The 20022-nt window shown below is 73.6% G+C and carries 19 protein-coding genes; 6 read left to right on the top strand and 13 right to left on the bottom strand.

The genetic code is table 11. The features are described 5' to 3' along the window. Window positions 1-8: 8 nt before the first annotated feature. A complete protein-coding gene (locus tag FHL79_RS02045) occupies window positions 9-1001 on the bottom strand; it encodes a sugar ABC transporter substrate-binding protein (protein ID WP_138756965.1) in 993 nt (330 codons plus the stop codon). A 296-nt stretch (window positions 1002-1297) separates the two neighbouring features. Here FHL79_RS02045 and FHL79_RS02040 point away from each other — a divergent pair, with 296 nt between their 5' ends. Next, the gene (locus tag FHL79_RS02040) at window positions 1298-2353 is read left to right on the top strand and encodes a Leu/Phe/Val dehydrogenase (protein ID WP_171057969.1); all 1056 of its coding nucleotides are present in this window, start codon (window positions 1298-1300) and stop codon (window positions 2351-2353) included. Window positions 2354-2551: 198 nt separating this feature from the next. Then, window positions 2552-2767: a DUF3073 domain-containing protein gene (locus tag FHL79_RS02035; protein ID WP_026847011.1), complete on the top strand. Its 216-nt coding sequence runs from the start codon at window positions 2552-2554 to the stop codon at window positions 2765-2767. Window positions 2768-3057: 290 nt separating this feature from the next. Here the strand turns inward: FHL79_RS02035 and purM are convergent, their stop codons facing one another. From purM to FHL79_RS02015, 4 genes are all read right to left on the bottom strand, one after another. Next, window positions 3058-4110 carry a phosphoribosylformylglycinamidine cyclo-ligase gene (gene purM, locus FHL79_RS02030; RefSeq protein ID WP_138756963.1) on the bottom strand — a complete coding sequence of 351 codons (1053 nt, stop codon included), beginning with the start codon at window positions 4108-4110 and terminating at the stop codon, window positions 3058-3060. After that, a complete protein-coding gene (purF, locus tag FHL79_RS02025) occupies window positions 4107-5666 on the bottom strand; it encodes an amidophosphoribosyltransferase (protein ID WP_138756962.1) in 1560 nt (519 codons plus the stop codon). Before purF ends, purM begins: the two co-directional genes overlap by 4 nt. Before the next feature lie 129 nt (window positions 5667-5795). Beyond that, window positions 5796-6404 carry an MBL fold metallo-hydrolase gene (locus tag FHL79_RS02020; RefSeq protein WP_171057961.1) on the bottom strand — a complete coding sequence of 203 codons (609 nt, stop codon included), beginning with the start codon at window positions 6402-6404 and terminating at the stop codon, window positions 5796-5798. Then, a complete protein-coding gene (locus FHL79_RS02015; protein WP_138756960.1) occupies window positions 6404-7489 on the bottom strand; it encodes an S-(hydroxymethyl)mycothiol dehydrogenase in 1086 nt (361 codons plus the stop codon). Before FHL79_RS02015 ends, FHL79_RS02020 begins: the two co-directional genes overlap by 1 nt. Before the next feature lie 248 nt (window positions 7490-7737). Here FHL79_RS02015 and FHL79_RS02010 point away from each other — a divergent pair, with 248 nt between their 5' ends. Together FHL79_RS02010 and FHL79_RS24905 are read left to right on the top strand one after the other, a co-directional pair. Continuing rightward, the gene (locus tag FHL79_RS02010) at window positions 7738-9150 is read left to right on the top strand and encodes an OFA family MFS transporter (protein WP_138756959.1); all 1413 of its coding nucleotides are present in this window, start codon (window positions 7738-7740) and stop codon (window positions 9148-9150) included. Further along, the gene (locus FHL79_RS24905; RefSeq protein ID WP_171057960.1) at window positions 9147-9299 is read left to right on the top strand and encodes an MFS transporter small subunit; all 153 of its coding nucleotides are present in this window, start codon (window positions 9147-9149) and stop codon (window positions 9297-9299) included. Before FHL79_RS02010 ends, FHL79_RS24905 begins: the two co-directional genes overlap by 4 nt. Before the next feature lie 141 nt (window positions 9300-9440). Here FHL79_RS24905 and FHL79_RS02005 read toward each other — a convergent pair whose 3' ends face one another. Genes FHL79_RS02005 through purS form a run of 4 tightly spaced genes read right to left on the bottom strand, consistent with a single transcriptional unit; the run spans window position 9441 to window position 13032 of the window. Further along, entirely contained in the window at window positions 9441-9827 is a 387-nt protein-coding gene (locus FHL79_RS02005; protein WP_138756958.1) for a sterol carrier family protein, read from the bottom strand. Next, window positions 9827-12106 (bottom strand): phosphoribosylformylglycinamidine synthase subunit PurL, encoded by a 2280-nt coding sequence (gene purL / locus FHL79_RS02000; protein WP_138757047.1) that lies wholly within the window; start codon window positions 12104-12106, stop codon window positions 9827-9829. Before purL ends, FHL79_RS02005 begins: the two co-directional genes overlap by 1 nt. Window positions 12107-12111: 5 nt before the next feature. Then, window positions 12112-12783 (bottom strand): phosphoribosylformylglycinamidine synthase subunit PurQ, encoded by a 672-nt coding sequence (gene purQ, locus FHL79_RS01995; protein ID WP_138756957.1) that lies wholly within the window; start codon window positions 12781-12783, stop codon window positions 12112-12114. Window positions 12784-12792: 9 nt separating this feature from the next. After that, window positions 12793-13032, bottom strand: coding sequence for a phosphoribosylformylglycinamidine synthase subunit PurS (gene purS, locus FHL79_RS01990; RefSeq protein WP_138756956.1), 240 nt, complete (start codon window positions 13030-13032; stop codon window positions 12793-12795). A 231-nt stretch (window positions 13033-13263) separates the two neighbouring features. Between purS and FHL79_RS01985 the strand changes: the two genes are divergently transcribed. Beyond that, window positions 13264-13908: a flagellar brake protein gene (locus tag FHL79_RS01985; protein ID WP_171057959.1), complete on the top strand. Its 645-nt coding sequence runs from the start codon at window positions 13264-13266 to the stop codon at window positions 13906-13908. Between the two features lie 32 nt (window positions 13909-13940). On the opposite strand, the gene FHL79_RS01980 is transcribed toward FHL79_RS01985, so the two are convergent. Continuing rightward, window positions 13941-14801 carry a phosphoribosylaminoimidazolesuccinocarboxamide synthase gene (locus tag FHL79_RS01980; protein ID WP_138756954.1) on the bottom strand — a complete coding sequence of 287 codons (861 nt, stop codon included), beginning with the start codon at window positions 14799-14801 and terminating at the stop codon, window positions 13941-13943. Next, complete coding sequence (gene purB, locus FHL79_RS01975; RefSeq protein WP_138756953.1) at window positions 14798-16105, bottom strand: adenylosuccinate lyase; 1308 nt, start codon at window positions 16103-16105, stop codon at window positions 14798-14800. The genes FHL79_RS01980 and purB overlap by 4 nt, the downstream gene beginning before the upstream one ends. A 93-nt stretch (window positions 16106-16198) precedes the next feature. On the opposite strand from purB, the gene FHL79_RS01970 reads away from it, so the two are divergent. Continuing rightward, window positions 16199-17641 (top strand): AI-2E family transporter, encoded by a 1443-nt coding sequence (locus tag FHL79_RS01970; RefSeq protein ID WP_138756952.1) that lies wholly within the window; start codon window positions 16199-16201, stop codon window positions 17639-17641. Here FHL79_RS01970 and purD read toward each other — a convergent pair. Both purD and rsgA read right to left on the bottom strand, forming a co-directional pair. After that, the gene (gene purD / locus FHL79_RS01965; protein ID WP_138756951.1) at window positions 17628-18884 is read right to left on the bottom strand and encodes a phosphoribosylamine--glycine ligase; all 1257 of its coding nucleotides are present in this window, start codon (window positions 18882-18884) and stop codon (window positions 17628-17630) included. The genes FHL79_RS01970 and purD overlap by 14 nt on opposite strands. Before the next feature lie 10 nt (window positions 18885-18894). Beyond that, entirely contained in the window at window positions 18895-19926 is a 1032-nt protein-coding gene (gene rsgA / locus FHL79_RS01960; protein ID WP_246080240.1) for a ribosome small subunit-dependent GTPase A, read from the bottom strand. Between the last annotated feature and the right edge of the window lie 96 nt (window positions 19927-20022).

Below are 20022 nucleotides of genomic sequence, written 5' to 3'. Positions count from 1 at the left end.
CGACCGGCTCAGCGGGTGCCGGAGGAGGCGAGATCGGCGATTGCGTCGACGTTGGCGGAGTCCACGATGCCCGGGCCGGTCAGCACCGGCTGGCCACCGCCCACGGTGTTCAGGTTCTGCGCGTAGAGCTTGAGCATCACGATCGGCAGGTAGCCCTGCTCGTACTGCTGCTGGTCGACGGCGAAGGCGACCGAGCCGTCCTGGATCGCGGCGATCACGTCGCCGTTGAGGTCGAACGTGGCGATCTCGGCGTCCGAGCCCGCGTCGGAGGCGGCCGAGGCGGCGACCGAGGCGACCGCCGAGTTCAGCGTGAGGACGCCGTCGATCGACGGGTCGCTCTGCAGCTGCGAGGTGATCGTCGACTGCGCCGCCTGCAGGTCGTTGATGTCGACCTGCAGCAGCTTCACGTTGCTGCCCAGCCCCTGCGAGGCGCCCGCGCAGCGCTGCTCCAGGCCGATGTTGCCGGCCTCGTGCACCACGCAGAGCACGTTCTTGGCGCCGTCCTGGGCCAGCCGCTGGCCGGCCCCCTGCCCGGCGATCGTCTCGTCCTGGCCGACGTGGCCGATGGCGCCGAACGCCGCCGAACGGTCGGCGCCGGAGTTGATCGTGACCACCGGGATGCCCGCGGACACCGCGGCCTCGACCGAGTCCTGCAGCGCGTCGGGGTTGGCCATGGAGACCACGATCCCGTCGACGTCGGAGTTCACCGCGGCCTGGATGAGCTGCGACTGCCGCTGCGGGTCGCCGTCGCTCTGGTAGTCCACGCCGACACCGAGGTCGTCCCCGGCCGCCTCGGCACCCTTCTGCACGACGTCCCAGAAGGCGTCACCGGCCGAGCCGTGGGTGATCACGGCGAAGCTCAGGTCGCCGTCGGCGGCGGCGCTCTCGCCGCTGCCGGAGGTGGAGCCGCTCCCGGAGCCGCCGGAGTCGTCGGTGGAGCAGGCGCTCATCAGCAGCGGGGCTGCCAGGGCGAGCGCGAGCAACCGCGTGCGTCGGGCCATCGTGTGCCAGTCCTTCAATGTGGTCGCTCCTGTGTCGCGGCGCAGCGCTGCCCCGCCGTTCTCCCCCGGCGGGCGGTCCTGGTCGCAGGTCCGCCCTGGGGAGTGTGCGGCACCGGAGAGCTCCAGCGCCTGTCCTCGGCCCCTGATCATGCCTGGCCGGACGCTTCCGACCCGCATCCGGCTCCCAGCTGAGACCAGCTCGTTGCCGGCCAGACGACCGCCGCGCGCTCCCGGGCGCCCCCCGCGCCGCCGCCCCCGGCCGGATCCGGCCGCCTAGGCTGCCGGGCGTGGACGTGATGGCCTCAGGGCACGAACAGGTCGTCTTCTGCTCCGACCCCGGGTCGGGGCTGCGGGCGGTGATCGCCGTCTACTCGACGGCACTGGGCCCCGCCCTCGGCGGCACCCGCTTCTTCCCCTACGCCTCGGAGGACGCCGCGGTCGCCGATGCGCTGGCGCTGTCCCGGGCGATGGCCTACAAGAACAGCCTCGCCGGGCTCGACCTCGGTGGCGGCAAGGCGGTCATCATCGGCGACCCGCGCACCGACAAGACCGAGGCGCTGCTGCGCGCCTACGGCCGGTTCGTCGAGGCGCTCGGCGGCCGGTACCTGACGGCCTGCGACGTCGGCACCTACAACGCCGACCTGGACGTGGTGGCCCGTGAGACGCGCTTCGCCCACGGCCGGTCGGAGGTGTACGGCGGCTGCGGTGACTCCTCGGTGCTCACCGCGTTCGGCGTCTACCAGGGGATGCGCGCCGCCGCGGAGCACCGCTGGGGCAAGCCCACGCTCGCCGGACGCACGGTCGCCGTCGCCGGCGTGGGCAAGGTCGGCTCGCACCTGGTCGACCGGCTGGTCACCGACGGCGCCGACGTCGTCGTGACCGACGTGGACGCCGCCGCCGTCGACCGGCTGCTGGCCCGGCACCCCTCGGCGCGCGCGGTCGCCGACACCGCCACGCTGGTCCGCACCCCGCACGACGTCTACGCCCCGTGCGCCCTGGGGGGTGCGCTCGACGACGAGACCGTCGCCGTCCTGCCCGCTGAGATCGTCTGCGGCGGCGCGAACAACCAGCTGGCCCACGAGGGCACCGCCCAGCTGCTCGAGGACCGCGGCATCCTGTACGCCCCCGACTACCTGGTGAACGCCGGCGGGGTCATCCAGGTCGAGGACGAGCGGCACGGCTTCTCCTTCGCCCGGGCCGAGTCGAAGGCCACCACGATCTTCGACGTCGCGCTGCGGGTCTTCGACGCGGCGCGGACCGAGGGCGTGTCCCCCGCCGTCGCCGCGGACCGGCTGGCCGAGGAGCGGATGCGCTCGGTGGGCCGGCTGGCGACCATCCGACTGCCCCGCTGAGGTCCTCCGAGCCCGCTCAGGGGTGCGGTGCCGGTCACCCGACACCTCCCGACGAGGGGGCTCGGGGACGCGATGCGTGCCCGTGTCCCATCCGTGTCGTAAGCTCGCTCAAGGACACAGTCACTCAGTCGGGGTCGCCACACGGGCCGTCCAGCCCAGTGCTGGACGACCCGCACTCCGTCACGAGGGGGTCGAGCCATGGGGCGCGGCCGAGCGAAGGCCAAGCAGACACGCGTGGCCCGTGAGCTCAAGTACAGCTCACCCAACACCGACCTCACGGCCCTTCAGCGTGAGCTCGCAGGTCAACCGTCGTCCTTCCCCACCCGGGGACCCAAGGACGACGACGACGACGAACCGTTGGCCGGGAGTTGGTCACCGGACGACGAGGACGACGACTGGGCTGCCAGCCGTTGACCTGTTGAGCCGTCCGGCTCAGCACTCGTTCCGCGAGGACACCGCCGCCTCTCACCGGGCAGCGGTGTCCTCGTGCTGCCCGGCCCCGTCCAGAGGCTCACCCCGAGCCCGGCGACGTGCTGGAACGGCCCCCTCGCAGGGACCCACTCAGGCCTCGTCTCGAGGCTCGTCCCGAGCTTGCGAGGGATGAGGAGGACGTGGTCCTTCAAGGAGTGGTGGGGGGCAAGGGTCGGGCCCCGTCCAGAGGCTCGCCCCGAGCGTGCGAGGGGTGAGGAGGACGGGGTCCTTGTTCAGCGGTAGGAGCCGACCAACCGGGCCGAGGCCTCGCCGTCGACCGGGGCGAGCGTCCCGGCCACCCAGGACGGCACACCGCGTGCGGTGAGCAGCGCCACCGCGCGATCGGCCTGGTCGGCGGCGACCGCGGCCACCATGCCGACGCCGCAGTTGAAGGCGCGCTCGGACTCGGTCCGCGGCACACCGTGCTCCTCGAGCAGCCGGACGGCGGCCGGCAGCACCCAGGTGCTGCGGTCCAGCACGGCCTCGAGCCCCGCCGGGACGACGCGCACCGTGTTGCCGGCCAGCCCGCCGCCCGTGATGTGTGCGAAGGCGTGCACCGACCCGACGCCCAACTGGTCGACCAGCGCCAGGCAGTCCCGGGCGTAGATCCGGGTCGGCTCGAGCAGCGCGTCGCCCAGCGGGCGGTCCAGGCCGGCCGGGGTGGCCGTGAGGTCCAGGCCGGCGCGGTCGAGGACCCGGCGCACCAGCGAGTAGCCGTTGGAGTGGAAGCCCGAGGACGCCATCGCGATCACCACGTCGCCCCCGCGGACCCGCTCGGGCCCGAGGACGGCGTCGGCCTCGACGACCCCGACCGCGGTGGCGGCCAGGTCGTACTCGTCGGCGCCCATCAGGTCACCGTGCTCGGCGGTCTCACCGCCGACCAGCGCGGCCCCGGCCTGGGTGCACCCGGCGGCGATCCCGGTGACGATGGCGGCGATCCGCTCGGGCACCACCCGCCCGCAGGCGACGTAGTCCTGCAGGAACAGCGGCTCCGCACCGCAGGCCACCAGGTCGTCGACGACCATGGCCACCAGGTCGATGCCGACGGTGTCGTGCCGGTCCAGCGCCCGGGCCAGCGCGATCTTCGTGCCGACGCCGTCGGTGGAGGACGCCAGCAGCGGCTTCCGGTACTTCGCTGTGTCGAGCGCGAACAGCCCCGCGAAGCCGCCCAGGCCGCCGACGACCTCGGGGCGGTTGGTCTTCTCGACGGCCGAGCGCATCAGGGCGACCGCGCGCTCCCCCGCGTCGATGTCGACGCCGGAGGACGCGTAGGTGAACTCGCTCACGGACGCGCCAGCGCGTCCGCCGCGCCCCCCGGCACCGTGGCGCTGCCGGCCTGCTGGCCGGTCCAGCCGCTGACGGCGACCTGCGGGTCCCCGATCGCCCGGCGGCCGATGCCCTCGAGCACGTGCTTGCCCAGCACCTCGGGCTCGCCCAGCGGGATCGGGTACTGCCCGGAGAAGCACGCGGTGCACAGCCGGTTGGCGGGCTGCTCGGTCGCGGCGATCATGCCCTGCTCGGAGACGTAGCCCAGCGAGTCGGCGTTGATCGAGGCGCGCACCCCGTCGAGGTCCAGGCCGTTGGCGATCAGCTCGGCACGGCTGGCGAAGTCGATGCCGTAGAAGCAGGGCCACTTCACCGGTGGTGAGGCGATCCGCACGTGCACCTCGAGCGCGCCGGACTCACGCAGCATCCGGATCAGCGCCCGCTGGGTGTTGCCGCGCACGATCGAGTCGTCGACGACGACCAGCCGCTTGCCGCGGATGACGTCGCGCAGCGGGTTCAGCTTCAGCCGGATGCCCAGCTGCCGGATGGTCTGGCTGGGCTGGATGAACGTCCGCCCCACGTAGGAGTTCTTCACCAGGCCCAGGCCGTAGGGGATCCCGGAGGCCTCGGCGTACCCGACGGCGGCCGGCGTCCCGGACTCCGGCACCGGGATGACCAGGTCGGCCTCGACCGGGTGCTCCTTGGCCAGCCGGCGGCCGATCTCCACCCGCGCCGCGTGCACGGTGCGGCCGGAGATCGTGGTGTCGGGCCGGGCCAGGTAGACGTACTCGAAGACGCAGCCCTTGGGCTGGCTGTGCGCGAAGTGCTGGCTGCGCAGGCCGTCCTCGTCGATGGCGATGAGCTCGCCCGGCTCGACCTCGCGGACGTAGGAGGCGCCGCAGATGTCCAGAGCGGCGGTCTCGCTGGCGATGACCCAGCCGCGCTCCAGCCGGCCGAGGACCAGCGGGCGGACGCCCTGCGGGTCGCGCGCGGCGTAGAGGGTGTGCTCGTCCATGAAGGTGAGGCTGAAGGCCCCGCGCAGCCGCGGCAGCACCTCCATCGCGGCGGCCTCGACCGACATGTCCGGCTTGGCGGCGATCAGCGAGGTGACCAGGTCGGAGTCGGTGGTGGCGGCGAACGCACCGGCCACGCCCTCGTCGGCGGCCGCGCTGGCCAGCTCCGCGGTGTTCACCAGGTTGCCGTTGTGGCACAGCGCCAGGCCGGTGCCGGCGCCGGTGGTCCGGAACGTCGGCTGGGCGTTCTCCCACGTGGAGGCACCGGTGGTGGAGTACCGGGTGTGCCCGACCGCGATGTGGCCGCGCAGGCTGCCCAGCGTCGCCTCGTCGAAGACCTGGCTGACCAGGCCCAGGTCCTTGTAGACCACGACGGAGGAGCCGTCGGACACCGCGATGCCGGCCGCCTCCTGACCGCGGTGCTGGAGGGCGTACAGGCCGAAGTAGGTCAGCTTCGAGACCTCTTCACCCGGTGCCCAGACCCCGAAGACGCCACAGGCGTCCTGAGGACCAGGGGACTGGGGATCGAGGTCGTGCGTCAGCCGTCCATCACCGCGAGGCACGCCCTCAGGGTACCGGCTGCGCGGTCCCCCTCCGGGTGGGCCCGCTCACCCGGGACCGGACGACGTCGTCTGGAACTGCCTGGTCACGACCGAGGGGCCATGGTGGCCACCATGGCCCCTCGGGATGCCTCAGGAGATGTGGCCGACCTCGGCGCTGATGGTCGTGTCGTCGCCGTGGCCGGTGTGCACCACGGTGTCGCCGTGCAGGCTCATCAGCCGGGCGCGGATCGAGCTGATGATGGTGGGCTTGTCGCTGTAGGACCTGCCGGTCGCGCCGGGTCCACCATGGAACAGCGTGTCGCCGGTGAACACCGTGCGCAGGTCGGGCGCGTGCAGGCAGGTGCTGCCCGGCGAGTGGCCCGGGGTGTGCAGCGCCTCCAGCGAGGTGCCGGCCACCCGGAACCTGGCGTGGTCGGCGAGCTCGGCGTCCGGGCTCGCGTCGGGGTGCACGACGTCCCAGAGCATGCGGTCCGCGGGGTGGAACCAGATCGGGGCGTCGACGGCGTCCCGCAGGGCGACCGCGGCGGTGATGTGGTCGTTGTGCCCGTGGGTGAGCACGATCGCCCGCACCTTCCGCCCGGCCACCGCCTCGACGATGGGCGCCGCGTCGTGCGGGGCGTCGATGACGACCACCTCGTCGTCGTCGCCGACCAGCCAGACGTTGTTGTCGACGTCGAAGTCCTGCCCGTCCAGGCTGAACACCCCGCTGATGACGACCTTGTCGATCCGCGCCGTCATCAGAAGACGACCACGGAGCGCAGGACCTCACCGGCGTGCATCTTCTCGAAGGCCTGCTCCACCGCGTCCAGGGAGATCGTCTCGGAGACGAACGCGTCGAGGTCGAAGCGGCCCTGCAGGTACAGGTCGATGAGCATCGGGAAGTCCCGGCTGGGCAGGCAGTCGCCGTACCAGGAGGACTTCAGCGCACCGCCGCGGCCGAACACCTCGATCATCGGCAGGGTGATCTCCATCGTCGGGTTCGGCACGCCCACCAGGACCACGGTGCCGGCCAGGTCCCGGGAGTAGAAGGCCTGCTCGAACACCGCCGGGTGGCCGACCGCGTCGATCGCGACGTCGACGCCGAAGCCACCGGTGAGGGCCTTGACCGCCTCGACCGGGTCGGTCTCCTTCGAGTTGACCGTGTGGGTGGCGCCCATGCCGCGGGCCCACTCCAGCTTCCGGTCGTCGATGTCGACGGCGATGATCGTGGTCGCGCCGGCCAGCTTCGACCCGGCGATCGCCGCGTCCCCGACGCCGCCGCAGCCGAACACGGCCACGGAGTTGCCGCGGGTGACCCCGCCGGTGTTGATCGCCGCGCCGACGCCGGCCATCACGCCGCAGCCCAGCAGCCCGGCCGCGGTCGGCGGGGCGGCCGGGTCGACCTTGGTGCACTGCCCGGAGTGGACCAGCGTCTTCTCCACGAACGCGCCGATGCCCAGCGCCGCGGACAGCTCGGTGCCGTCGGCCAGCGTCATCTTCTGCGCGGCGTTGTGGGTGTTGAAGCAGTACCAGGGCTTGCCGGCGGTGCAGGCGCGGCACTGCCCGCACACCGCCCGCCAGTTCAGCACCACGTAGTCCCCGACCGCGACGTTCGTGACGCCCTCGCCGACCGCGGAGACCACACCGGCGGCCTCGTGGCCGAGCAGGAACGGGAACTCGTCGTTGATCCCACCCTCGCGGTAGTGCAGGTCGGTGTGGCAGACCCCGCAGGCCTGCACGTCCACGACCGCCTCACCCGGACCCGGGTCGGGGACCAGGACCGTCTCGATCGTGACCGGAGCACCCTTGCTGAGGGCGACGACGCCCTTGACCTCGTACGGCATGCCCCCACCCTAAGGACGGTCGCCGGCGGGCGCGCGTCCCTCCCGCACCGGGGGAGCCGGCCCCCGCGACGAGGCGCCCTGCAACGAAAGGGTCTCGGAACCCCCCGGATGGGGGGTCCTCGGGCGGCGGGACGCCACCCGGCGACGTACGGTCCGTCCGGCCGCGCCTGGGACACAGCTGATCCCCAGGTGGTGGCCAGGTCGCGTCCGCCCGGTCGCACCGTCCACGTTCCTCGGAGGTCCGTTCCGTGGCAGTACCCAGCTTCCTGGCCCGGGAGCGCATCGTCGCGCGCCCTGGCTTCAACCGGTGGCTCATCCCGCCGGCGGCGCTCGCCGTCCACCTGTGCATCGGCCAGGCGTACGCGACCAGCGTCTACAAGACCGCGCTGGTCGCGGACTTCGACTCCAGCCTGACCGCCATCGGCATCGTCTTCTCGATTGCCATCGTGATGCTCGGCCTCTCCGCCGCGCTGTTCGGCACCTGGGTGGACCGCAACGGGCCGCGCGCCGCGATGTTCGTCTCGGCCTGCTTCTGGTCGGTCGGCTTCCTGGTCGGCGCGGCGGGCATCGCCACCGACCAGCTGTGGCTGCTCTACCTGGGCTACGGCGTCATCGGCGGCATCGGCCTGGGCATCGGCTACATCTCGCCGGTCTCCACGCTGATCAAGTGGTTCCCGGACCGCCCGGGTCTGGCCACCGGCATGGCGATCATGGGCTTCGGTGGTGGCGCGCTGATCGCGACCCCGCTGTCCCGCCAGCTGATGGGCTGGTACGACCCGGCCTACGACGGCACCGCCGCCACGGTCGCCAGCGGTGACGCCGTCGCCAAGCTGTTCGTCACCCTCGGCCTGGTCTACCTGGTCTTCATGATGTTCGGCGCCTTCATCGTCCGCGTCCCGGCCGAGGGCTGGAAGCCCGCCGGCTTCGACCCCTCGACGGTCAAGGCGAAGTCGCTGGTCACCACCAACAGCGTCTCGGCCGCCAACGCGATCAAGACCCCGCAGTTCTGGCTGCTGTGGATCGTGCTGTTCTGCAACGTGACCGCCGGCATCGGCATCCTCGAGCAGGCCAGCCCGATGATCCAGGACTTCTTCCGCGAGAACGGCACCTCCACGGTCGCCGTGACCGCGGCCGCCGGTTTCGTCGGGCTGCTGTCGCTGTTCAACATGGGCGGCCGGTTCGTCTGGTCCTCCACGTCGGACTTCATCGGCCGCAAGCCCATCTACATGGTCTACCTGGGCGTCGGCCTGGTGCTGTACGTGCTGCTGGCGACCGTCGGCAGCACCGCCACCTGGCTGTTCGTCATCCTCGCCGCGCTGATCATCAGCTTCTACGGCGGCGGGTTCGCAACCGCGCCCGCCTACCTGCGCGACCTCTTCGGCACCTACCAGGTCGGCGCCATCCACGGCCGGCTGCTGACCGCCTGGGCGGCCGCCGGTGTGGCCGGTCCGCTGATCGTCAACCGGGTCCTGGACACCCAGGGCACCCCCGGCGAGCTCGTGGCCGGCGACTACCGTCCCGCGCTGTTCATCATGGTCGGCCTGCTCGCCGTGGGCTTCGTCGCCAACCTGCTGGTCCGCCCCGTGGCCAGCAGGTTCCACGAGCCGACGGCCGACGCCCTCTTCTCCGACCCGACCCCGGAAGCGAGCACCACGCGATGAGCACCGCGCACGGCACCTCCGCGACCCCGCCGCAGACCACGCACACGCCCGTCGGTCTGATCGCCTTCGCCTGGACCCTGGTGGGCCTGCCGCTGGCCTACGGCCTCTACCAGACGATCAGCACGGCCTCGAAGCTGTTCACCGGCTGATCCCCCGCACCACCGACGGCGCCCCCTCTGCTCATCGAGCAGAGGGGGCGCTGTCGTCCGTGGCCGGCCCAGCTGTCGATCATGGGCGTCCTGCCCGGGACACGCCGGACGGCGGCGCGGCGCGGGACCAGACGCCCATGGTCAACGCCGGAGCGGGCCCAGCGGCAGGATCCCCGAGAGGTCGGCGCGGTTGCCGCTGGCGATGACCCTCCCCTCGGCCACCGCCTCGGCCCAGGACAGCGCGCCGGTGGCCAGCCGCAGCCAGGTCGCTGCGTCGGTCTCGATGACGTTGGGCGGGGTGCCGCGGGTGTGCCGCGGCCCGGGCACGCACTGGACGGCGACGAACGGCGGCACCCGCAGCTCCACCGAGCGGCCGGGCACCTGCTGCGACAGCCAGCGGGCCGAGGTCTTCACCGCCGCGCTCAGGACGGCGCGCGGCGGCTGCTCGGCCTCCCCCGCCAACCACGGCCGCACCGCCGCGACCACGGCCTGTAGTTCCTCGGCCGGGATCGGGGCGGTGCCGGCCATCAGCTGGTCGGGACGGTGCCCGCGGGAACGGTGCCGACCGCGATCTCCGGGCTGCCGAACAGCGCCGGCAGGGTCGCCGTCCACGCCTCGCGCAGCTCGGCCAGCGGCAGCTCGAGCAGGCCGTCGAGCGCGAGTGCCGCGCCACCTGTCGTCCCGAGCTCGGTGACCGGCACGCCGGCCGCCTCGGCCGCGGCACGCACCGCGGTCGCGTCGGCGGTGGTGACGACGGCGCGCGCCCCGGACTCGGCGAACAGGGCCGCGGTGGGGTCGCCCTCGACCCGCAGCTGCGCCCCGATGCCGTACCGCAGCGCGCACTCGGTCAGCGCCTGGGCCAGGCCGCCGTCGGCGAGGTCGTGCGCCGAGCTGACCAGACCGTCGGCCGCCAGCCCGACCATCAGCTCGGCCAGCGCCTGCTCCGCGGCCAGGTCCAGCGCCGGCGGCAGCCCACCCAGGTGCCCGTGCACGACACCGGCCCACGCCGACCCGCCGAACTCCGGGCGGGTCTCGCCGAGCAGCAGCACCGTCTCTCCGTCGGCCCGCCAGCCCGTGGGCACCCGGCGGGTGACGTCGGCGTGCACCCCGAGGACGCCGATGACCGGGGTCGGGTTGATCGCCGTCTCGCCGGTCTGGTTGTAGAGGCTGACGTTGCCACCGGTGACCGGCAGGCCCAGCGCGCGGCAGCCGTCGGCCAGGCCGCGGACGGCCTCGGCGAACTGCCACATGACCTCGGGCTCCTCCGGCGAGCCGAAGTTCAGGCAGTTGGTGACCGCGAGCGGCCGGGCACCGGAGACGGCGACGTTGCGGTAGGCCTCGGCCAGGTTCAGCTGGGTGCCCGTGTAGGGGTCCAGCCGGGCGTAGCGGGCGTTGCCGTCCAGCGCCAGCGCGATGCCGCGGTTGCTCTGCTCGTCGATCCGCAGCACCCCGGCGTCCTCGGGCTGGGCGAGCACGGTGTTGCCGCGCACGTAGCGGTCGTACTGCTCGGTGACCCAGGTCTTGTCCGCGCCGTCGGGGCTGGAGACCACCGCGAGCCAGTCGGCGCGCAGGTCGGCCGAGGACGACGGCGGGGCGTCGGCCTGCAGCGCGTCCAGGTCGGCCGGGCGGCTCATCGGCCGCTCGTAGACCGGGCCCTCCAGCGCGACGGTGCGCGGCGGGACGTCGACGATCCGCTCGCCGTGCCAGTCGATGGTGAGCCGGTCGCCGTCGGTGACCTCACCGATGACGGTGGCCAGCACGTCCCACCTGGCGCAGACGGCCAGGAACTCCTCCACCTTGCCCGGCTCGACGATCGCGCACATCCGCTCCTGCGACTCGCTCATCAGGATCTCGGCGGGGGTGAGCGTGGAGTCGCGCAGCGGGACGGCGTCCAGGTCGATCGCCATGCCCCCGGAGCCGGCCGCGGCCAGCTCGCTGGTGGCGCAGGAGATGCCGGCGCCGCCGAGGTCCTGGATCCCGGTCACCAGGTCGGCGGCGAAGATCTCCAGGCAGGCCTCGATGAGCAGCTTCTCGGTGAACGGGTCACCGACCTGCACCGCCGGGCGCTTGGCCGGGCCCCGTCGTCCGTCCGCGGAGTCGTCGAACGTCTCGCTGGCCAGCACCGAGACCCCGCCGATGCCGTCGCCACCGGTGCGCGCGCCGAAGAGGACCACCTTGTTGCCGGCGCCCTCGGCCTTGGCCAGCCGGACGTCGGAGTGCTTCATCACACCCACGCACAGCGCGTTGACCAGCGGGTTGCCGGCGTAGCAGTCGTCGAACAACAGCTCGCCGCCGATGTTGGGCAGGCCCAGGCAGTTGCCGTAGCCGCCGACGCCGGCGACCACGCCGGGCAGCACCCGGGCGGTGTCGGGGGCGTCGGCCGCGCCGAAGCGCAGCGAGTCCATGACGGCGACCGGGCGGGCGCCCATGGTGAGGATGTCCCGGACGATGCCGCCGACCCCGGTGGCCGCACCCTGGTAGGGCTCGACGTAGCTGGGGTGGTTGTGCGACTCGACCTTGAAGGTGACCGCCCAGCCGTCGCCGACGTCGACGACGCCGGCGTTCTCGCCCATGCCGACCAGCAGGGCGTCGCTCTGAGGCAGGTCCCCGAACCGGCGCAGGTGCACCTTGGAGGACTTGTAGGAGCAGTGCTCGCTCCACATCACCGAGTACATCGCCAGCTCGGCGGTGGTGGGCCGGCGGCCGAGGATCTCGCGGATCCGGGCGTACTCGTCGTCCTTGAGACCGAGCTCGGCCCACGGCTGCTGGTCCTCGGGGGACTTCGCGGCCAGCTCGACGGTGTCCATGGCGCTCACGCGGCCACCGCGGCCTGCAGGACGCTGACGAAGAAGCCCAGCCCGTCCGTCGAGGGCCCGGTGAGGTCCTCGACCGCGTGCTCCGGGTGCGGCATCAGCCCGACGACCCGGCCGTCGGCACTGGTGACGCCGGCGATGTCGCGCGAGCTGCCGTTGGGGTTGCCGCCGGTGTAGCGGACGACGACCCGCCCCTCGCCCTCGAGCCGGTCGAGGTCGGCGTCGGCGGCGACGTAGCGGCCCTCACCGTTCTTCACCGGGACGACGATCGTCTGGCCCTGCGCGAAGGACGACGTCCAGGCGGTGTCGGCGCGCTCGACGAGGAGGGCCTGGTCGCGGTTGCGGAAGTGCAGGTGGCTGTTGCGGGTGAGCGCCCCGGGAAGCAGCCCGGCCTCGCAGAGCACCTGGAAGCCGTTGCAGATGCCGAGCACCGGCAGGCCGGTGCGGGCGGCGGCCACGACGTCGCGCACCAGCGGCGACCGGGCCGCGATGGCACCGGCGCGCAGGTAGTCGCCGTAGGAGAAGCCGCCGGGCAGGACGACGGCGTCGACGTCCTTCAGGTCGTGCTCGCCGTGCCAGAGGGAGACGGGCTCTGCGCCGGCGAGCCGGACCGCACGCGCGGCGTCGACGTCGTCCAGGGAGCCCGGGAAGGTGATGACACCGATGCGCAAGTCAGGTCCTCAGTCGGTGGGGAGGTGCAGCTCGACGTCTTCGATGACGGGGTTGGCCAGCAGGGTCTCGGCGATCTCCCGCAGCTCGGCCTCGTCGGGCTCGCCCTCGACGTCCAGGACGAAGTGCTTGCCCTGCCGGACGCTGCGGACGCCGGAGTGCCCCAGTCGGCCCAGGGCGCCGAGCACCGCCTGCCCCTGGGGATCGGAGATCTCTGGCTTCAGGACGACGTCGACGACCACCACTGGCACGGGCACGAGGGTACCGGCAGCCCGATCGCGGCCGGTCGGGCGCGGTCCGAACGCCAGATCGTGCACAACCGACCCGTCCACGGTCAGGAGCTCGCCGGTCGCGCTCACTCCTAGGGGTGCGGTGCGCTGCCCCTCGGCCTGAGCCGGGCACAAGATGGGCACGACAACCAGCACAGCGCGACGACGAACACCAGGAACCGGGGGAACCGCATGGTCGCGGGTCGACCGAACGTGGACCACCCGTCCGGCACCGCCGCGCTCAGCGTGCTGCCGCTCGGTCGGGACCAGGCCCTCACCAGCCGGGTCCGCCGGGAGACGGCCAACTTCCTGCACGTGTCCCCGCCGCGCACCAGCACCGGGGAGGCCGTCCGCTTCGTCGAGCGGGACCTGCTGGAGCTGTCCTGGCAGGCCGACGACGGGCTCCGCTCGGTCAGCGCCGAGGCCGTCGACCTGACCGACGACTCCACCTGGCGGTTGCGGATCACCGGACCGGCCACCCGCATCCAGCGCCGGGACGCCGTCCGCGCACCGATCGGCCTGTCCGTCTCGATCGCCTGGGACCGGACCGAGCTCACCGGCAGCACGCTCGACCTCAGCGAGGGCGGCATGCTCTGCGTGTTCCGGCCCAACGGCGACCTCGGCACGCACGTCCCCTGGCCCAAGCGGTCCCAGACGCTGACCTGCCGGCTCGACCTCCGCTCCGAGGAGCTGGTCGCCGAGGTCGCCGTGATCCGCCGCCGCCCCCGCCCGGACAGCCTGCACGAGTGGTCGCTGCGCTTCCTGGGGATGCCCGATCCCGCGGCCGACCTCATCCGTTCCCACGTGTTCACCGCGCTGCGCAACGCCCGGGCCCGCGGCCTCGCCGCCCTGTACTGAGCCGCGGTGCGGTGCGGAGCGCCGCGGTGTGCTCAGCCGAAGGGCGTGCCGGTGAGCTGCTCGTAGGCCTTCACGTAGCGGGCGCGGGTGGCGGCGACGACGTCCTCGGGCAGCTCCGGCGGCGGGGACACCCGGTCCCAGCCGGAGATGGTCAGCCAGTCGCGGACGAACTGCTTGTCGTAGGAGGGCTGCGCAGCACCCGGTGACCAGGTGGTCGCCGGCCAGAACCGGGACGAGTCCGGGGTCAGCACCTCGTCACCGAGCACCAGGCCACCGTCGGCCGTCCCGAACTCGAACTTCGTGTCGGCCAGCACGATCCCGGCGGCCTCGGCGATCTCCGCACCGCGGCGGTACAGCGCGAGCGTCAGCGCGCGCAGCGCCTCGGCCTGCTCGGCCCCGACCGCCTCGACCACGCCGGTGAACGGGATCGCCTCGTCGTGCTCGCCCACCTCGGCCTTGGTCGAGGGCGTGAACACCGGCTCGGGCAGCCGGGAGCCCTCCACCAGACCCGCCGGCAGCGGGACGTCGACGATCGCGCCGGTGCGCTGGTACGCAGAAGTCCCGGACCCGGACAGGTAGCCGCGGGCCACGCACTCGACCGGCAGCATGTCCAGCCGCCGGACCAGCATCGCCCGCCCGGCGACCTCGGCCGGGACGTCGTCGGCGCTGATCAGGTGGTGCGCCGCGCCGTGCTCGGCCAGCACCGGCGCCAGCTGCTCGAACCACCACACCGACAGCGCGGTGAGCACCCGGCCCTTGTCCGGGATCGGGGTCGGCAGCACGTGGTCGTAGGCGGAGATCCGGTCGCTGGCGACCAGCAGCAGCCGGTCGCCATCGACCGCGTAGACCTCGCGGACCTTGCCGCGGGCCACCAGGGGCAGGTCCAGGCTCATGACAGCGCGGCCAGCCGGTCGAACAGCGGGCCCAGGTTGGCCACGTAGCGCTCCGGCCGGCAGATCTCGTCCAGCCGGGCCTCGTCGAGGGCCACGCCGTCGGCGGCCGCCCGCTCGCGCAGCGTCTCGCGGAACGGCGTCCCGTCCCGCCAGGTGCGCATGGCGGCCGACTGGACCAGCGCGTAGGACTGCTCGCGGCCCAGCCCTGCCTCGACCAGCTCCAGCAGGACGGCGGAGGTGTAGATCAGCCCGCCGGTGGACTCCAGGTTCGCCCGCATCCGCTCGGCGTCCACGACCAGGTTCTCGACCAGGCCGGCGGTCAGGTCCAGCAGGTAGTCGGTGGTGATCGCGGCGTCGGGCAGGAAGACGCGCTCGGTGGAGGAGTGCGAGATGTCCCGCTCGTGCCAGAGCGGGATGCCCTCCATCACCGGCACGATCGCCGCGCGGACCACCCGGGCCAGCCCGGCGATCCGCTCGGAGCGGATCGGGTTCTTCTTGTGCGGCATCGCGCTCGAGCCCTTCTGGCCCGAGCCGAACGCCTCGGACAGCTCGCGCACCTCGGTGCGCTGCCCGTGCCGCACCTCCAGCGCGATCGCCTCGCAGACGGTCGCGATGATCGCCAGCGCGGAGACCCACTCGCTGATCCCGTCCCGCAGCACCACTTGGGTGGAGGCGTCGGCGGCGCGCAGCTGCAGCGCCTCGGCGACCGTTCCCTCGACCGAGGGGTCGATGAGCGAGTAGGTGCCGACGGCGCCGGAGATGGCGACCACCCCGACCGCCTCCCGCGCGCGTCGCAGCCGGTCGCGGGAGCGCGCCGCGGCGAACGCCAGGTCGGCCACCCGGTGGCCCCAGACGTCGGGCTCGGCGTGCACGCCGTGGGTGCGCCCCACCTTGATCGTGGCCCGGTGCGCCAGCCCGTGCTCCCGCAACGCGGCGACCAGCCGGTCGGCCTTGGCCAGCAGCACGTCGGTGGCGTCGGTGAGCTGGACGGCGAGGGCGGTGTCCAGCAGGTCCGAGCTGGTCATCCCGTGGTGCACGTACGCCGCGGCCGAGCGGGGCTCGGTGTTGTCGGCCCAGGCGGTCAGGAAGGCGATGACGTCGTGCTGCGTCGTCTCCTCGATCTCCGCCACCCGCTCGGGGGTCGGCGGCGGGGCGTCGCGCACCGGCTCGACGACGTCGGCGGGCACCCGCCCGGCGGCCGCGTGGGCCTCCAGCACCAGCGTCTCGACCCGGCACCACAACTCGTACTTGTGCTGATCGCTCCAGACCCGGCCCATCTCCGGCAGGGTGTACCTGTCGATCATGCGGGTACCGCTTCGGACCGGTCAGCTCGTCGCGCCACGGCTCCATCCTCTCGCACAGCCCCGTGCGAGCTCCCATCACCTCGGAGGACGACGATGTCGCTACGGCCCGGGCACCTGGTTGCGCGGGCACGGGAGCGCATCCGGGTCGCCCGTGAGCACGACCCGCACGCCTGGCCCGAGGGCACCGTGCTGGTGCTGGCCGACGGCACCCGCGCCGTCGTCGGGCACGTCGAGGAGCCGGCCCCGGCAGCTGCCGCACCGGCCGACACGGCACCCCACGGCGACGGCGGGCCCGCCCCGGGCAGCCCGCACCCCGACGCCCCGGACCTCGACGTCCCGGGCGGGGTCAGCGGGCCTCCCCCACCCGGCGGCCCGCCCCCGACGCGGGGTCGTGACCGCAGCCGGGGCAGCCTGCTGGGCCCGGACTCCCCCCGACCGGCCGAGCAGGACGTGCCCACCGGCCTGCGGATCGCCGCGGCCTGGTCCTGGCGGGCGATCGCGGTCATCGCCGCCCTCTACCTGGTGCTGCGGGCCGCCGGGTACCTCGCGGTGGTCATCGTGCCGGTGCTGGTGGCGCTGCTGCTGGCCGCGCTGCTCCAGCCCGGGGCGGCGTTCCTCCGCCACCGGGGCTGGCCGCGGTCGCTGGCGGCGCTGGCGATGCTGGTCGTCGGGCTGGGCGTCGTGGCCGGCATCGTCACCCTGGTGGTCGAGGAGTTCGCGGCCGGCTACGACGACCTGGCCTCCCAGGTCGAGGAGGGCGTCAGCCAGGTCCAGTCCTACGTGACCCGGACCTTCCCGATCAACGACGGTCAGATCAGCGACGCGATCGACAGCGTCACCAAGTCCGTGCGGGACAACCAGAGCCTGCTCACCTCGGGCGCGCTGAGCACCGCGGCCACCGTCGGGGAGGTCGCCACCGGCCTGCTGCTCACCCTGTTCACGCTCTTCTTCTTCCTGATGGACGGCCGGCACATCTGGCTCTGGATCGTCGGCCTGGCCCCGGCCAACTCGCAGGCCTACGTCGACGAGGCGGCCCGCCGCTCCTGGCGCACCCTGATCTCCTACGTGCGGGCCACGGTCGCGGTGGCCGTCTTCGACGCGGTGTTCATCGGCGTCGGCCTGCTGTTCCTCGGCACCCCGCTGGTCGTGCCGCTGGCGGCGCTGGTCTTCCTCGGCGCCTTCATCCCGATCATCGGGTCGTTCCTGGCCGGCACGGTGTCGGTGCTGGTCACCCTGGTCGCGGTGGGGCCGGTGCGGGCGCTGGTCGCGCTCGGGATCATCGTGCTGGTCATGCAGCTCGAGGCCCACGTGCTGCAGCCGCTGCTGCTCGGGCGGGCGGTGTCGGTGCACCCGCTGGCCGTGGTGCTGGGCATCGCGGGCGGGCTGCTGATCGGAGGCATCTTCGGTGCGCTCATCGCCGTGCCGGTGATCGCCTGCGCCAACGTCGCCGGCACCTACCTGTCCCGCCGGCACGAGGGGCCGAGGCCGCCGCAACCGGAGACCCGGCGTGCCCGCCGGATGGTCACGGCAGGATGATCCGCCCCTCGACGGCGGCCAGCGCGATGTCGGTGCGCCAGTGCGCCCCGGCCAGCCGGATGCCGGCGAGCCGCTCGTAGGCGGTCTGCCGCGCGTCGGCGAGGTCGGCACCGACGGCGGTGACCGCCAGCACCCGGCCCCCGGCCGCGTGCACCAGCCCATCCGGACCGACGACGGTGCCCGCGTGCAGCACCCCCTCGGCGTCGGCGCCGGTCACCGGGTCGCCGAGCCGCGGGCGCTGCGGGTACCCCGACGCGGCGACGACGACGGTCACCGCGGCGCCGTCCCGCCAGCGCAGCGGCGGCTGCTCCGCCAGCGTCCCGGTGGCCGCGGCGTGCAGCAACGCCGCCAGCGGGGTCTCCAGCAGCGGCAGCACCACCTCGGTCTCCGGGTCGCCGAAGCGGGCGTTGAACTCCACCACCCGCACGCCGGAGGACGTCAGCGCCAGGCCGGCGTAGAGCAGCCCGCTGAACGGCTCGCCGCGGCGGGCCATCTCGTCCACCGTCGGCTGCAGGACGGTGGCCAGCACCTCCTCGACCAGCCCCTCCGGCGCCCAGGGCAGCGGGGCGTAGGCGCCCATGCCGCCGGTGTTCGGGCCCTCGTCGCCGTCGTCCCGGCGCTTGTGGTCCTGCGCGGGCAGCAGCGGCACGACCGTCGTCCCGTCCGACAGGGCGAACAGCGACACCTCCGGACCGTCGAGGAACTCCTCGATCAGCACCGGGTGACCCGCGTCCAGCAGGGCGCGCCCGTGCGCGAGGGCAGCGGCCCGGTCGGTGGTGACCAGCACGCCCTTGCCGGCCGCCAGGCCGTCGTCCTTCACGACGTAGGGGGCGCCCGCCTCGTCCAGCGCGGTCTCCAGCTCGGCCGGACCACCGACCGCCCAGAACCCGGCGGTCGGCACACCGGCCGCGGTCATGACGTGCTTGGCGAACGCCTTCGACCCCTCGAGCTGGGCGGCCTGCTGGGACGGACCGAAGCAGGCGATGCCGGCGTCCCGGACGGCGTCGGCGGCACCGGCGACCAGCGGCACCTCCGGGCCGATGACGACGAGGTCGGCGAGCCACTCGGTGGCCAGCGCGGCCACCGCGACCGGGTCGCCGACGTCGAGGACGAAGGGCTGGGCGATCACCGCGGTGCCGGCGTTGCCGGGGCCGCAGGCCAGCGCGGTGACCGCGGGGTCGGACTGCAGAGCCACGCACAGGGCGTGCTCCCGGGCACCGGAGCCGATCACGAGGACGCGCACGACAGGGAAACTACCGATCCCGGCGGCTGGGCCTGCCCGGGTGTGCCCGCAGCTCACGGCTGAACGCACGCACCCGGGCGTGCTCCTCCGCCCGCGCCCGGGCGTCGGCCCGCAGCTCCTGCCGGCGTGCCTCGGCCTGCAGCTTCCGCCAGGCGGTGAACCGGGCCGGGTCGAGCTCACCGCGGTCGATCGCGGCGGCGACCGCGCAACCGGGCTCGGTGCGGTGCGCGCAGTCGCGGAACCGGCACTCCTGCGCCCAGTCGGCGACGTCGGCGTAGGTGGTGTCCAGCCCCTCGGCGCCGGGCAGCGCCAGCTCGCGCATGCCCGGGGTGTCGATGAGCAGGCCGCCGCCGGGCAGCCGGTGCAGCTCCCGGGCGGTGGTCGTGTGCCGGCCGCGGCCGTCCTCCCGGATCCCGGCGGTCGCCGCCACCGGCCGGCCGGCCAGCGCGTTGACCAGGCTGGACTTGCCCACCCCCGAGGGACCGACCATCGCCGCGGTGCACCCGGGACGGACCCGCGCGCGCAGCTCGGCGAGCCCCGCACCGCTGACCGCGCTGACGGCCAGCACGTCGACCCCGACGGAGTCCTCCGCGACGGCGGCCAGCGCCGCCGGGACGTCCGGGCACAGGTCGGCCTTGGTGAGGACGACGACCGGCGTCGCCCCGCTGGCCCAGGCCACCGCGAGGTACCGCTCGATGCGGCGCAGCCGGGCGGCCCCGACCAGGGCGTCGACCACCAGCACGACGTCGACGTTGGCCGCGACCACCTGCGGCGCCGACCCGCGGCCCGCGGCGGTGCGGACGAACGCCGTCCGGCGGGGCAGCACGCGGACCGCGAGCTCCCCGCGCAGCGCCACCCAGTCACCGACCGCCGGGCTCGACCCGTCGTGCAGACCGCCGCCCGGGTGGACCCGCTCCTCACCGGAGGCGGTGAGCACGGTGAGCAGACCGCGGTCGACCCGGACGACCCGGGCGACACGCGTGCCGTCGGGCACGTCCGACGCGCGGTCGGCGGCCCAGCCGAGGGGTGCGAGATGCGTCACACCGACGATGGTGGACCGCAGGTGAGCGGGCCGTCCTCTCAATTGTCCACCGCGCGTCGGCGCGCGTTCTCCCCGATGACATGGAGTTGGGCTTCC

Source organism: Modestobacter altitudinis, from assembly GCF_005930475.1.
Classification (GTDB): Bacteria; Actinomycetota; Actinomycetes; order Mycobacteriales; family Geodermatophilaceae; genus Modestobacter; species Modestobacter altitudinis.
Note: the sequence above shows the minus strand (reverse complement) of the source record. Positions and strands in the feature narration are given on the sequence as shown.